Below are 14605 nucleotides of genomic sequence, written 5' to 3'. Positions count from 1 at the left end.
GAGGAGGCAACAGTTTAAATGAATTCTTTTGAAGATAGATATTTGGGAAAGAGAATGAATAAGGTCGGTATAAAAGTTTCAGACACTGTTTATTTTGCTATTATAGAAAAAGTTCGATATAATTTAAAAGATAATTCATTGGATTTAGTTTTAAGTTCTAAAGAAATATTAAATATTAATGAATTAGAAAAAATCAAGTTAGATTTAAAAAGCAAAGTTGAAGGTTTGGGGAAAATTAATATTTTGGTTAAATATATAGATCAAGGGAAGAATTTAAAAGTAGTTATTGAAAAGTTTTGGAACAATATTATTTTTATAATTCATAAAGAAATTCCTTCAAGTGTAGGTTGGACAGATAGTTTGAAATGGAGTGTAGAAGAAGAGATATTGAATTTATACTTAGAAAATGAATTTGTCTATCAGTCATTAATCAATAAAAGGATAGATGAGATTATTAAAAAAACACTATTGAATAATTTTGGATTAAAGATAAAAGTTAATTTAATTTATAAGAAAGAAAAAGAAAGTGTTAATGTTAAAATACATAATGAATTAAAAGAAAAGGAAGAGAAAAACTTTATTATAAAACTAACAGAAAACCGAAATAATGAAAAAAATAATAGAGAACAGGTTGAGAAAATAGATGATAGTTGTTTGATTTATGGTAAGAACTTTAATGATGAAATTATTAGAATTTCTGAGATTAATACTAATACAGGTTTAGCTGCTGTAGAAGGTGAAATTTTTGATTTAGAAATAAAAGAGCTAAAAAATAATAAAAAACTTTATATCTTCAATATAACAGATTATACAAACTCGATAACTGTAAAAATTTTTGCTAATGATAAAGTTCAGGAAAAATTGAATTCAAATATAAAAAATGGAACTTTTGTTAAAATAAATGGAGATGTTGTTTACGATACTTTCTTAAAACAGTTGATAATCATTGCTAAATCTATTAAATTGGCTGAAAAAAGTAAGAGACATGATACAGCAACTGAAAAAAGAGTAGAATTGCACGTACATACACAAATGAGTGCAATGGATGGAATGTCAAGCTTTAGTGCTATAGCTAAAAGGGCAAGTGAATGGGGACATAAAGCTATAGCTATAACAGATCATGGTGTAGTTCAAAGTTTTCCTGAAGGAATGGAAGCTGCCGAAAAATATGGAATAAAAGTATTGTATGGAGTTGAAGGCTATTTAGTAAATGATAGTAAATTAATAGTTTCCAATTATGATAAGGAGAAATTAGATTGTGAATATGTTGTTTTCGATATCGAAACAACAGGTTTATCACCTTTTAATGATAAGATTACTGAGATAGGAGCAGTAAAGATTAAGGGAAATAAAATTATTGATAGATTTAGCCAGTTGATAAATCCTGAGATTGAAATACCTGAAAAAATCGTACAACTTACTGGTATAAATAATGAAATGGTAGCCGATAAACCAACTATAGAAGAAGTTCTACCAAAATTTTTAGATTTTACAAATGGATGTGTTTTAGTAGCTCATAATGCCTCTTTTGATGTAAGCTTTATTAAAGCAAACTGCAATAAATATGGATTTAAACTTACTAATCCGATTTTAGACACTTTGGAATTATCTAGAAATCTATTTCCTAAACTTAAAAGTCATAAATTAAATGTTTTAGCTAAGCATCTAAATATAAAATTGGAAAATCATCATAGAGCAGTTGACGATTCAGAAGCAACTGCTAAAATATTTTTGAAATGTTTAGCAATATTAAAGGAAAAAGGCGTTTCTGAATTGTCAGAGATAAATACAATATTTAGTAATAATAATTTTAAGACTAATGAGACTTATCATATTGTTATTTTTGCAAAAAATCAAAGTGGATTGAAAACTCTATATAAGATAATATCAGAATCACATTTAAAATATTTTCATAGAAAGCCTAGGATACCTAAATCCTTACTTGCTAAATATAGAGAAGATTTAATACTTGGAACTGCTTGTGAAGCAGGTGAACTTTATAAGGCATTATTGAAAGGAAAAGATTTTAATGAAATTAGAGAAATTGTTAATTTTTATGATTATTTAGAAATACAGCCAATAGAAAACAATTTACATCTTATTAGAAATGGAGTAGTAAAAGATATAGAGGAGTTAAAATTGATTAATAAAAAAGTAGTAGAATTAGGAGAAAAATTTAAAAAGCCTGTAGTTGCTACTGGAGATGTACATTTTTTAGATCCATATGATGAAGTATATAGAAGAATATTAATGCATGGTCAAGGATATTCAGATGCAGATAACCAAGCTCCTCTATATTTTAAGACTACAGATGAAATGTTAAAAGCTTTTGAGTATTTAGGAGAAGATAAAGCCAAAGAAGTTGTTGTATATAATACAAATTTAATAGCAGATATGATAGAAGATATTTTACCTATACCTAAAGGAACTTTTCCTCCTAAAATTCAAGGGGCAGAAGAAGAGTTAAGAGAAATGACCTATAAGAAAGCAAAAAAAATATATGGAGAAAATCTACCTAGTATTGTAAAAGATCGTTTAGATAGAGAACTTAATTCGATTATTAGCAATGGATATGCTGTCATGTATATCATTGCTCAGAAATTAGTAACCAAATCTTTAAGAGATGGATATTTAGTAGGTTCAAGAGGATCTGTTGGTTCATCTTTTGTTGCCACAATGAGTGATATTACAGAAGTAAATCCTTTGCCACCTCATTATGTGTGTCCTAATTGTAAGAATAGTGAATTTATTACTGATGGTTCTGTTGGGTCAGGAGCCGATTTGCCAGATAAGATATGTCCAAAATGTGGAACAAAGTATAATAAAGATGGACATGATATTCCTTTTGAAGTATTTTTAGGATTTGAAGGCGACAAAGAACCAGATATAGACTTAAATTTTGCTGGTGAGTATCAACCAATAGCACATAAATATACAGAACAACTTTTTGGTAAAGGTTATGTTTTTAGAGCTGGTACTATAGGTACTATAGCAGAAAAAACTGCATATGGCTTTGTAAAGAAGTATTTTGAAGAAAAAGGTATATCGATTAATAGTGCAGAAATAAATAGACTGGTCAAAGGTTGTACAGGTATAAAAAGAACTTCTGGGCAACATCCAGGAGGGTTAATGGTTGTACCAAATGATAAAGAAATTTTTGATTTTTGTCCAATTCAATATCCTGCAGATGATAAAAGTTCAGGAGTTATAACTACACACTTCGATTATCACTCTATAAGTGGTAGAATTTTAAAGCTTGATATTCTAGGTCACGATGTTCCTACTATAATTAGGATGCTAGAAGATTTAACAGGAGTAGATCCTCAAAAGATACCTTTAGATGATGAACAAACTATGAGAATTTTTACTAGTACTGAGCCACTTGGGATATCTAAAGAAGATTTGGAATGTGAAGTAGGTACTTTAGGTATACCAGAGTTTGGCACTAAATTTGTTAGACAGATGTTAATCGATACTAAACCAACTACTTTTGCTGAATTGGTAAGGATTAGTGGGTTATCTCATGGTACTGATGTTTGGCTTAATAATGCACAAGATTTGGTAAGAGACGGAATAGCAAAATTAAGTGAAGTAATTTCAACTAGAGATGATATTATGCTTTATTTAATTTACAAAGGGTTAGATAAAAAAAGATCTTTTAAAATCATGGAAAAAGTTAGGAAAGGTAAAGGTTTATCTCAAGAAGATGAAGATTATATGAGAGAAATGAATGTGCCAGATTGGTATATTGAGTCATGTAAGAAAATAAAATATATGTTTCCAAAAGCACATGCAGTAGCATATGTAATGATGTCGTTCAGAATAGCTTATTTTAAAGTCCACTATCCAGAAGCATTTTATGCTACTTATTTTACTTCTAAAGCAGCTGATTTTGATGCAGAATTAATTACAAAAGGACCTGAAGTAATTAAAAGAAAGATAGTAGAATTAGAAGAGTTGGGGAATTCTAAAACAGCTAAAGAAAAGAACTTATTAACTGTACTAGAAGTAGCTCTTGAAATGTATTTAAGAGGATTTAAGTTTTGTAAAGTAGATTTATATGAATCTGATAGTGATAAATTTATCATAACTAAACGAGGCATATTACCTCCATTAAAATCTTTACAAGGTGTTGGCGAAAATGCTGCGAAAAGTATTGTGAAAGAAAGAGCAAATGGTGAATTTTTATCTATTGAAGATTTGATTAATCGTACTAAAGTAACTAAAACGGTAATTGAAGCTTTAAAAAATCATGGTTGCTTAGAAGGTATGCCAGAAAGTAATCAGTTAAGTTTATTTAACATTTGATTTTTTAAATAGAATATGTTATATTTAAAGTAAATAAGAGGTAACTAAAGAAAGAGTGGGTTATTCCCACTCTTTAATTTATTCAGACAATCGTTTTGTATAAGATATATATTTTAACAAAAAATAACTTTAAATATGGAGGTGAGTATATGAATAGAAAAGAAATTGAAGAATTAACAAGAGAATTAGCATTGCAAATAGTTGAAGATTATAATTTTGAACTTGTTGATGTAGAATTTGTTAAAGAAGGCTCACAACGTTTTTTAAGAATATTTATAGATAAGCCTGGTGGAATAACAATAGAAGATTGTCAAAAAGTAAGTGAACGGCTAAGTGATAGATTAGATGAGATTGACCCTATTGAAGAAAATTATTATTTGGAAGTTTCTTCTCCTGGACTAGACAGACCTTTAAAAACTGAAAGTGATTATGAAAAAAGTTTAGGAAAAGAAGTAGAAATTAGTTTATATAAACCTATTGAAGGTAAGAAAAAGTTTATTGGAAAACTTAAAGATTATGATGAAGCTACTGTAACTATTGAATTAGAACAAGGCAGCTTAATAACAATAGATAGAAAAGATTTGGCTAAAATTAATTTGGCAGTTATTTTTTAACAGGGAGGTATTATATGTATGAAAGCCGAGTTTTTAGAGGCTCTAGAACAAATTGTTAAAGATAAAGGAATAACAAAGGATGTATTATATGATGCTTTAGAAGCAGCTTTAAAAACTGCATATAGAAAGAACTTTGGGACATCTCAAAATGTTGAAGTAGAGATAGATAAAGAAAATGGTGAAGTAAAAGCATACGCAAAGAAGGTAGTTGTAGAAAATGTTGAAAATCCACTATTAGAAATAAACTTAGAGGATGCTAAAGAGATAGATCCAAATTATCAAGTTGGAGATACAGTACGAATAGAAGTAACACCTAAGAACTTTGGAAGAATTGCTGCACAAACAGCTAAACAAGTAGTTTTACAACGAATCAGAGAAGCAGAAAGAGAAATAATATATGAAGAATTTGTCAATAGAGAAAGTGAAATTGTAACGGGTTTAGTTCAAAGAGTAAGTAAAAGCAATGTACTTATCAATTTAGGCAGAACAGAGGGTGTATTACCTCCAACAGAACAAATTCCGGGCGAAATTTACAAACAAGGCGATAGAATTAAAACGTATATTTTAGAAGTTAAGAAGACTACAAAGGGTCCACAAATAATATTATCAAGAACTCATCCAGGCCTTGTAAAAAGATTATTTGAATTAGAAGTACCTGAAATTCATGATGGAATTGTTGATATTTATAATATTGCAAGAGAAGCTGGATCAAGAACTAAAATAGCTGTTTATTCTAATGATGAGAATGTTGATCCAGTAGGGGCTTGTGTTGGACATAAAGGAGCTAGAGTTAAAGCGGTAGTAGATGAGTTGAATGGTGAAAAAATTGATATTATAATTTGGAGTAAAAATATTAGTGAATTTATTGCAAATAGTTTAAGTCCAGCAAAAGTTATCAGTGTAGAAGTAGATGAAGAAGAGAAATCTGCTAAAGTAATCGTTCCGGACTATCAATTGTCGTTAGCTATTGGTAAAGAGGGACAAAATGCAAGGTTGGCTGCCAAATTAACAGGTTGGAAAATAGATATTAAAAGTGAAAGTCAAGAAAACTTAGAAAAATAAGGGGTGGTATGATGAAAAAAAGAAAAGTACCACTTAGAAAATGTGTTGGATGTAATGAACAGAAACCCAAAAAAGAACTGGTTAGGATTGTAAAAAACAAAGAAGGTATTGTTAGTATAGATTTAACAGGAAAGGCTAATGGGAGAGGCGCCTATATATGTAAAAATATAGATTGTTTAGAGAAAGCTGTAAAAGGTAAAAAGTTAAATAAAGCTTTGGAAATCGATATTCCTCAAGAAATCTACATAAAATTAAAAGAGGAGTTAACTAAGAATGAATAAGTTTTATTCATTATTAGGATTATGTATGAAAGCAGGACATTTAAAATTTGGAGAAATGGGCTGTGAAATCGCAATTAAAAAGAGAAAATGTAGATTGCTAATAATAGCGAATGATGCATCAGAAAATACAAAAAATAAATTTATTAAACTCACTAAGAGATATGGGATTAAACAAATTATTTATGGAGATAAAGATGCTTTAGGGAGTAGTATAGGAAAAGGATTAATATCTACAATAGCAATATGTGATGACAATTTTTCAAAAGCAATAGTTAAATTACTGTGATTTCCTGCCACCTTTAAATATTACAGGGGGTGATTTATATGACTAAAATTAGAGTTTATCAACTTGCTAAAAAATTAGGAATGTCTAGTAAAGAGTTGATGATGAAACTACATGAATTAGATGTTAATATAGAAAGCCATATGAATACATTAGAAGACGAAGTGGTTGATTTATTAACTGAACTTGTTAACGAAGAAAAAGAATCAAAAGATAAAAAGGAGAATAGTAATAAAAATAGTGATGTAAAGGATAAGAAGAAAAATATGCAAAAAGAAAAAAATGAAGATAATAAGAATATAAAAGAAAAATCAGAAAAAAACGTTATTAATATAGGAGAAAAAATTACAGTAAAGGATTTAGCTGATAAAATAAAAGTTAATCCTACACAATTGATTAGTCAGCTGATTACTCTTGGAGTTATGGCAGCAATTAATCAAGAGATAGATTTCGATACAGCTAGTATTGTTGCCGCAGAATACGGATATGAAGTTAAATCAATTCAAACTGAAGAAGACAATAAGTCAGAGGAAGATTTATTAGATTTTGAAGATGATCCAGAAACCCTTCAACCTAGACCACCAATAGTTACTGTTATGGGACACGTAGACCATGGAAAAACTTCATTATTAGATGCAATTAGAAAGACAAATATCACTGCAAAAGAAGCCGGTGGAATTACACAACATATAGGAGCTTCCACTATAACAATTAATGATAAGAAAATAGTTTTCTTAGATACACCTGGGCATGAGGCTTTTACTTCAATGAGAGCTCGTGGAGCACAAGTTACAGATATTGCAGTTTTAGTAGTAGCTGCTGATGATGGAGTTATGCCACAGACTGTGGAAGCGATAAATCACGCTAAAGCAGCTAATGTACCAATAATAGTTGCTATTAATAAGATAGATAAATATGAAGCAAATCCTGAGCGTGTAAAACAAGAGTTGGCAGAATATGGGCTACTTCCAGAAGAATGGGGTGGAGATACAATTTTTGTTCCTGTTTCAGCCCTTAAAAAGCAAGGTATTGATGAATTATTAGAGATGATATTATTAGTAGCAGAAATGCAAGAGTTAAAGGCTAATCCTAATAGAAAAGCTATGGGAACAATAATAGAAGCTAAATTAGATAAAGGCAGGGGTCCTGTAGCAACTGTAATTGTTCAAAAAGGAACTTTAAATGTTGGAGATGCGGTGGTTGCAGGGATTGCACATGGTAGAATAAGAGCTATGATTGATGATAAAGGTAGAAGAATAAAAAAAGCTAGTCCGTCAATGCCAGTTGAAATATTAGGTTTATCTGAAGTACCTGATGCAGGAGAGCACTTATATGTAGTTGAAAATGACAAAAAAGCAAGAGAAATTGCAGAAAATAGAAAAGAAAAATTGAGAACTGAACAACTTAAAGCAACTCAAAAAATTTCGTTAGATGCTTTGTTTGAGCAAATAAAAAAAGGTGAAGTAAAAGATTTAAATATTATTATTAAAGCAGATGTTAAAGGGTCTATTGAAGCTGTAAAACAGGCTTTGGAAAAATTAAGTACTGAAGAAGTTAAGGTGAAAACAATCCATAGTGGTGTAGGTGCAATAACTGAAAGCGATATAATGCTGGCTTCTGCTTCAAATGCAATAATTGTAGGGTTTAACGTGAGACCAACGACTCCAGCTATGGATCTGGCTAAAAGAGAGAAAGTAGATGTAAGAACATATAGAATAATATATAATGCGATTGAAGATATCGAAGCAGCAATAAAAGGTATGCTTGAGCCAGAATATAAAGAAGTTATACTTGGTCGAGCACAAGTAAGGGCGACATTCAAAATACCTAATGTAGGAGTTGTTGCTGGAATCTATGTACAACAAGGTAAAATTACAAGAAATTCAAAAATAAGATTGTTAAGAGATAATATTGTTATTCATGAAGGAACTATTTCATCACTAAAGAGATTTAAAGATGACGTTAGAGAAATATTAACGGGATATGAGGGCGGTTTAGGAATTGAAAATTACAATGACATTAAAGAAGGAGATGTTATTGAAGCATACACCTTAGAAGAAGTTAAAAGATAAATAAAGGAAGGTGACTTCATGAGCACAAAAAGGCTTAAGAGAATATCAGAAGAAATAAAGAAAATAGTTAGTGATTTATTAAGAGAAGGGCTTAAAGATCCTAGGATTTCAATGATGACAAGTATAACAGAAGTAGAAGTTACTAAAGATTTAAGATATGCTAAAATCTACGTAAGTATTTTAGGAAATGAGGATGAGAGAGAAGCAACTTTAACTGGATTAAAGAATGCAACTAGTTTTATAAGAAAAGAGATAGGGAATAAGTTGAAAATTAGATATACACCAGAGCCAGTTTTTTATTTGGATAAATCAATTGAAAGAGGTGTTTATATATCTCAATTGTTAAATAAGATAAAACAAAAGGAGGAAAGTAAAACTAAAATAGATGAGAATGAAGATAAATGATGAAATTAAAAAATTAAAACAGAAATTAGATGAAGCAGAATACATTTGTTTGGTATCACATATACACCCAGATGGTGATAGTATAGGCTCTTTATTGGGATTGGGTTTAGCTTTAGAAAGTACAAACAAAAAAGTAACTATGATTAAAATTGATGATATACCCTATAAATACAGGTTTTTACCTAAAATTAACAAATTAAAAAGCTATGAAGAAAATAAAAAATTTGACTTGTTAATTATATTGGATTGCAGTGACTTAGATAGATTAGGTACATTTAAACATATTACAGATAAAGCTAAATATATAGTGAATATTGATCATCATATAAGCAACACAAGTTATGGAGATATAAATATTATTAATCATAAGGCAGCTGCAACAGGAGAGTTAGTCTATAATATACTGGATTGTTTAGATATAAATATTGATAAAGAAATAGCTACATGTTTATATGTAGCGATTGCAACTGATACAGGAAGTTTTAGATATGATAATACGCATTCAGAAACACATTACATTGTTTCTAAGCTTTTAGAAAAACAGATAGATTTAAAAAAGATAACATTTGAGGTTTTCCAGAATAAAACATTAGCTAGTACAAAATTGTTTATTGAAGCTTTAAATACTTTAGAGCTATATTATAACGACAGACTAGCTGTTGTACAAGTAACCCAGCAAATGCTAAAGAGAAATAATGCAGAATTTAATGATATTGATGGTATAGTAGAATATATAAGAGATATAGAAACTGTAGAAGTTGCATGTATCTTAAAAGAGATTGAAAAAGATGAAATTAAGATAGGGTTAAGATCGAAGACATATGTTGATGTTGCTAAGGTAGCTAATGTATTTCAAGGGGGAGGCCATATTAGAGCCTCTGGATGTACAATTTATAAAGATATAACTAAAGCAAAAGAACTTATAGTTAGAGAAATAGGATTTTATTTAAGGTGATAAGATGAACGGTTTGATTAATGTATTAAAACCTACAGGTATGTCTTCTCATGATGTAGTAAACTTTATTAGAAAAACATTAAAGATAAAAAAGGTAGGGCATACTGGTACGCTTGACCCAAATGCGGCAGGTGTCCTACCTGTATGTTTGGGAAAAGCTACTAGAATTTCAGAGTATTTAGTTGATAAAACTAAAGAATACAGAGCAGAAGTAACTTTAGGTTATAAAACAGATACTCAAGACAAATATGGAAATATTATTTGTAGCTCGAGTAGTGAAGTAACTGAAGCAGATATAATAAAAGCGTTTAATAAATTTATTGGAGAAATTGAACAGATACCTCCTATGTTTTCAGCAGTAAAATACAAAGGAAAGAAATTATATGAATTAGCACGCAGTGGTATCGAAATATCAAGAAAACCAAGAAAGGTTATTATACATGATATAAAAATAGTTAATATAAAAAATTGCAAAAAAATTTTATTTGATGTTAGGTGTTCTAAAGGTACGTATATAAGAACGTTATGTAACGATATAGGAGAGTGTCTAAATACGTATGGTTTTATGTCTTTTTTGTTGAGAACAAGAGTAGGTAATTTTAATATTTATGATTCTTTTACAATAGAGGAAATAGAGGAATTGTCGCATTATGGTGATGTTAGTACTATTATTAAACCAATTGATTATGCGTTAGAAAAGTTTGAATCGATTAATTTTGAAGGTAAATATTATAAGAGTTTAGTAAATGGTGGTAGTATATCTATAAATAAAACAAAATTGGATAATTGCAGATATAAACGTTTTGATTTAGTAAGAGTTTACTGTAATAGTGAGTTTATCGGAGTAGGAAAAGTTATAATTGATAAGGGTAAAAAATATATTAAGATGGAGAAGGTTCTAATATAAAGGTGATTTTTTATGGAAATTGTGAAAAAACTTATAAGTAAATCGTTAAAGCCAACTGTTGTTGCATTAGGCAATTTTGATGGATTACATATAGGACATCAGACTTTAATTAAGCAAATAGTTGATATTGCTAAAAAAGAAAAGTTAGTTAGTACCGTGTTTACTTTTGATAATCATACTACTAGTACAATAAAAGGTAGGAATACACCTAAAATATTAATTAGCAAAAATAGAAAAATAGCTCTTTTTAAAGAATTAGGGGTTGAGCTTTTATATATGGTTCAATTTACAGAAACATTAATGCAGTTTACTCCATTAGAATTTGTTGAAAAGGTATTAGTAGATATATTAAATGTAAGAAAAGTAGTTGTTGGTTTTAATTTTAGATTTGGTTACTTAGCTAAAGGTGATGTGCAATATTTGAAAGAAATAGGGACTAAATATAACTTTGATGTTATTGTTGTTCCTCCAATAACAAAAGATAATATACTTGTTAGTAGCACTCAAATTAGAGAGCTTATTAGAAGTGGAAAATTAAATTTAGCTAATAAGTTATTAGGAAGAAAATATTCGATAGAAGGTAAAGTAATAAAAGGTCGTGGTATTGGTAGAAAATTAGGAATTCCAACAGCTAATATTTTATTTGATTCAAACATTGTTATTCCAAAAGTAGGTGTTTATAAGACTAATACAATAATTGACGGTAATAAATTTTCAAGTATAACCAATATTGGATTTAATCCAACTTTTAGTGGGGAAAAATTAAATATAGAAACACATATATTAGATTATAGCCAAAATATATATGGTAAAACGATTTTAATTGAATTTATAGATTTTATAAGAGAAGAAAAAAAATTTGATGACATAAGTAAACTTGTAGAGCAGGTAAAATTAGACATAAAGATTTTAGAAAACATTAATTAGATATTTACAAAATCAAAGTTTTATGTTAAACTACCAATGTTAGGATCCTTTTGCTAAGAATAACGTATCTCCGGCGTTAATCTTGGCTAAAGGTGTAAAAAATAATTGGAGGTGTTTTTATGGCTTTAAGTAAAGAAGAAAAAACTAGAATAATTGAAGAGTACAAATTACACGATACTGATACTGGATCCCCAGAAGTTCAAATTGCTATTTTAACTTATCAAATTAATAAGTTAAATGAGCATTTAAAAATCCATAAGAAGGATTACCATTCAAGAAGAGGATTACTTAAAATGGTTGGTAAGAGAAGGGGATTATTAAATTATTTACAAAAGAATGATATTGAGAGATATCGAAACTTGATAGAGAGATTAGGTTTAAGAAAATAATTTATGAGCGGGGGGGCCCGCTCTATTATTTTATCATTTGTTCTGGATTATTTTTGTAATTAAGGATATAATATAAAGATGTCAAGAAATTAAACAGAAAAGGAGGTAGAATATGGAAGAAAGAGTTTTCGAGTATACATTAGCGGGAAGAAAACTTTCTATTTCTATTGGGAAAGTTGCAGAGCAAGCTAATGGAGCTTGTTTAGTTCGTTATGGTGATACAGTAGTTTTGGTTACTGCAGTTGCGTCGAAAGAGCCTAGAGAAGGTATTGACTTTTTTCCATTAAGTGTAGATTTTGAAGAGAGATTATATGCTGTAGGTAAGATACCTGGAGGGTTTATAAAAAGAGAAGGTAAACCGAGTGAAAAAGCTATATTGACTTCTAGACTAATAGATAGGCCAATACGACCATTATTTCCAAAAGGTTATAGAAATGATGTACAGATTATAGCAACTGTATTATCAGTTGATCAAGATTGTACTCCTGATATAGTAGCTATGATAGGGTCATCAGTAGCTTTGTCAATTTCAGATATACCTTTTAATGGGCCAACAGGCTCTGTTTCAGTAGGGTTAATAGATGGTGAGTTTATTATTAATCCTACAAGTGAGCAAAGAGAGAAGTCAATTATGAATTTAATAGTATCTGGAACTAAAGAAGCTGTAATGATGGTGGAAGCAGGTGCAAAAGAAGTTACTGAAGATGTTATGCTTGATGCAATAATGTTAGCTCATGAAGAAATAAAAAAAATATGTGAGTTTATTGAAAGTATTGTAGCTGAAGTAGGTAAAGAAAAGCAAGAAGTAATTTTATATAAAGTGGATGAGATTATAGAAAAAGAAGTAAGAGAATATGCAACAGAGAAAATGATAGAAGCAATTCAAACAGTTGACAAGCAAGAACGACTTGAGAATATGGATAAAGTTAGTAAAGAAACAATGAATTATTTTTTAGAAAAGTATCCTGAAAATCAGAAAGATATTGAAGAAACAATTTATAATATAACAAAAGAACAGGTGAGAAAATTAATCCTAGAAAAAGGAATAAGACCAGATAATAGAAAAGTAGATGAAATTAGACCGATAAGTTGTGAAGTTGGATTATTACCAAGAACTCATGGGTCAGGATTATTTACAAGAGGTCAGACACAAGTAATGACAATAGCAACATTAGGCGCACCAGGAGATGTACAAATCCTAGATGGGTTAACAGAGGAAGAATCTAAAAGATATATGCATCATTATAATTTCCCACCATATAGTGTTGGTGAAACTAGATTCTTAAGAGGACCTGGAAGAAGAGAAATCGGGCATGGAGCCTTAGCAGAAAGGGCGTTAGAACCAGTAATACCTAGTGAAGATGAGTTTCCATATACAATCAGGCTAGTTTCAGAAGTTTTAAGTTCTAATGGTTCAACTTCACAAGCTAGTGTTTGTGGTAGTACTTTAGCTTTACTTGATGCGGGTGTTCCAATTAAGAAGCCAGTTGCAGGAATAGCTATGGGATTGATTAAATCTGAGGAAAAGGTTGTTATATTGACTGATATACAAGGATTAGAAGATTTTCTTGGAGATATGGATTTTAAAGTAGCTGGTACAGAAGATGGTATTACAGCAATACAAATGGACATTAAAATACCTGGTATAGGAAGAGAAATACTAAAAGAAGCATTAGAAAGAGCTAAACAAGGTAGATTATATATACTTGAAAAAATGAATCAAGTTATTTCTAAACCTAGAGAAGAGCTTTCACCTTATGCCCCTAGGATATTAACTATAAATGTTAATCCAGATAAAATTAGAGAGATTATTGGACCAGGCGGCAAAATGATAAATAAAATTATTGAGGAAACAGGGGTTAAAATAGACATTGAAGATGATGGAAGAGTAATGGTAGCTTCAACTGATATGGAAAAAGGTAAAAAAGCTATAAAAATGATAGAGGATATTGTAAGAGAAGTTAATGTTGGTGAAATATATTTAGGGAAAGTAGTTAGATTAGCACCTTTTGGAGCATTTGTTGAGATTTGGCCTGGTAAAGAAGGACTTGTTCATATTTCGAACATAGATAAACAAAGAGTGAACAAAGTTGAAGATGTTTTAACTATAGGGGATGAAATTTTAGTTAAGGTAATTGATATTGACAAACAAGGAAGAATAAATTTATCAAGAAAAGATGCATTACCTAACGAAAATGATGATAAATAAGACATGAGCCACGATATGGTTTATGTCTTTTTTTATTATATACCTTATTAAATTGTGGATAATTTTAAATATAGTTTCCGTAATGAATTTCAGCAAAATCTACATTGTAGTTGAATTGAAATCGAAGATTTTGTTCTTTTTTGATAAAATTACTTTCTTTTGAATAAGATAGTAATAAAAAAGGGGGAATTGT

The 14605-nt window shown here is 29.6% G+C and carries 12 protein-coding genes; all 12 read left to right on the top strand.

Features of this window, described 5'->3' with window-relative positions; genetic code table 11:
• Window positions 1-18: 18 nt before the first annotated feature.
• The 12 genes from BFN48_RS04095 to BFN48_RS04040 all read left to right on the top strand — a co-directional run bounded on the left by BFN48_RS04095 (window position 19) and on the right by BFN48_RS04040 (window position 14412).
• A complete protein-coding gene (locus tag BFN48_RS04095; protein WP_083238775.1) occupies window positions 19-4308 on the top strand; it encodes a PolC-type DNA polymerase III in 4290 nt (1429 codons plus the stop codon).
• 149 nt (window positions 4309-4457) lie between these two features.
• Window positions 4458-4922, top strand: coding sequence for a ribosome maturation factor RimP (gene rimP, locus BFN48_RS04090; protein WP_069649568.1), 465 nt, complete (start codon window positions 4458-4460; stop codon window positions 4920-4922).
• 18 nt (window positions 4923-4940) lie between these two features.
• On the top strand, window positions 4941-5984 hold the full coding sequence (gene nusA / locus BFN48_RS04085; RefSeq protein WP_069649567.1) for a transcription termination factor NusA: 1044 nt from the start codon (window positions 4941-4943) through the stop codon (window positions 5982-5984).
• An 11-nt stretch (window positions 5985-5995) separates the two neighbouring features.
• On the top strand, window positions 5996-6265 hold the full coding sequence (rnpM, locus tag BFN48_RS04080) for an RNase P modulator RnpM (protein ID WP_069649566.1): 270 nt from the start codon (window positions 5996-5998) through the stop codon (window positions 6263-6265).
• Complete coding sequence (locus BFN48_RS04075; RefSeq protein ID WP_069649565.1) at window positions 6258-6551, top strand: L7Ae/L30e/S12e/Gadd45 family ribosomal protein; 294 nt, start codon at window positions 6258-6260, stop codon at window positions 6549-6551. The genes rnpM and BFN48_RS04075 overlap by 8 nt, the downstream gene beginning before the upstream one ends.
• A gap of 38 nt (window positions 6552-6589) precedes the next feature.
• Window positions 6590-8620 (top strand): translation initiation factor IF-2, encoded by a 2031-nt coding sequence (gene infB / locus BFN48_RS04070; protein ID WP_069649564.1) that lies wholly within the window; start codon window positions 6590-6592, stop codon window positions 8618-8620.
• Window positions 8621-8638: 18 nt separating this feature from the next.
• Window positions 8639-9025 (top strand): 30S ribosome-binding factor RbfA, encoded by a 387-nt coding sequence (gene rbfA, locus BFN48_RS04065; RefSeq protein ID WP_069649563.1) that lies wholly within the window; start codon window positions 8639-8641, stop codon window positions 9023-9025.
• The gene (locus tag BFN48_RS04060; protein WP_069649562.1) at window positions 9006-9980 is read left to right on the top strand and encodes a DHH family phosphoesterase; all 975 of its coding nucleotides are present in this window, start codon (window positions 9006-9008) and stop codon (window positions 9978-9980) included. Before rbfA ends, BFN48_RS04060 begins: the two co-directional genes overlap by 20 nt.
• Window positions 9981-9984: 4 nt before the next feature.
• Window positions 9985-10887: a tRNA pseudouridine(55) synthase TruB gene (gene truB, locus BFN48_RS04055; RefSeq protein ID WP_069649561.1), complete on the top strand. Its 903-nt coding sequence runs from the start codon at window positions 9985-9987 to the stop codon at window positions 10885-10887.
• Between the two features lie 12 nt (window positions 10888-10899).
• On the top strand, window positions 10900-11814 hold the full coding sequence (locus tag BFN48_RS04050) for a bifunctional riboflavin kinase/FAD synthetase (protein ID WP_069649560.1): 915 nt from the start codon (window positions 10900-10902) through the stop codon (window positions 11812-11814).
• Between the two features lie 119 nt (window positions 11815-11933).
• Window positions 11934-12203 (top strand): 30S ribosomal protein S15, encoded by a 270-nt coding sequence (gene rpsO, locus BFN48_RS04045; RefSeq protein ID WP_069649559.1) that lies wholly within the window; start codon window positions 11934-11936, stop codon window positions 12201-12203.
• Between the two features lie 112 nt (window positions 12204-12315).
• Entirely contained in the window at window positions 12316-14412 is a 2097-nt protein-coding gene (locus BFN48_RS04040) for a polyribonucleotide nucleotidyltransferase (protein WP_069649558.1), read from the top strand.
• Window positions 14413-14605: the final 193 nt, after the last annotated feature.

This window comes from Caloranaerobacter ferrireducens (genome assembly GCF_001730685.1).
Taxonomy (GTDB): Bacteria; Bacillota; Clostridia; order Tissierellales; family Thermohalobacteraceae; genus Caloranaerobacter; species Caloranaerobacter ferrireducens.
Note: the sequence above shows the minus strand (reverse complement) of the source record. Positions and strands in the feature narration are given on the sequence as shown.

Bases quoted from the DNA above. Each gene is read 5' to 3' on its own strand.
- BFN48_RS04095 (WP_083238775.1), top strand. From the start codon at position 19: ATGAATTCTTTTGAAGATAGATATTTGGGAAAGAGAATGAATAAGGTC.
- rimP (WP_069649568.1), top strand. From the start codon at position 4,458: ATGAATAGAAAAGAAATTGAAGAATTAACAAGAGAATTAGCATTGCAA.
- nusA (WP_069649567.1), top strand. From the start codon at position 4,941: ATGAAAGCCGAGTTTTTAGAGGCTCTAGAACAAATTGTTAAAGATAAA.
- rnpM (WP_069649566.1), top strand. From the start codon at position 5,996: ATGAAAAAAAGAAAAGTACCACTTAGAAAATGTGTTGGATGTAATGAA.
- BFN48_RS04075 (WP_069649565.1), top strand. From the start codon at position 6,258: ATGAATAAGTTTTATTCATTATTAGGATTATGTATGAAAGCAGGACAT.
- infB (WP_069649564.1), top strand. From the start codon at position 6,590: ATGACTAAAATTAGAGTTTATCAACTTGCTAAAAAATTAGGAATGTCT.
- rbfA (WP_069649563.1), top strand. From the start codon at position 8,639: ATGAGCACAAAAAGGCTTAAGAGAATATCAGAAGAAATAAAGAAAATA.
- BFN48_RS04060 (WP_069649562.1), top strand. From the start codon at position 9,006: ATGAGAATGAAGATAAATGATGAAATTAAAAAATTAAAACAGAAATTA.
- truB (WP_069649561.1), top strand. From the start codon at position 9,985: ATGAACGGTTTGATTAATGTATTAAAACCTACAGGTATGTCTTCTCAT.
- BFN48_RS04050 (WP_069649560.1), top strand. From the start codon at position 10,900: ATGGAAATTGTGAAAAAACTTATAAGTAAATCGTTAAAGCCAACTGTT.
- rpsO (WP_069649559.1), top strand. From the start codon at position 11,934: ATGGCTTTAAGTAAAGAAGAAAAAACTAGAATAATTGAAGAGTACAAA.
- BFN48_RS04040 (WP_069649558.1), top strand. From the start codon at position 12,316: ATGGAAGAAAGAGTTTTCGAGTATACATTAGCGGGAAGAAAACTTTCT.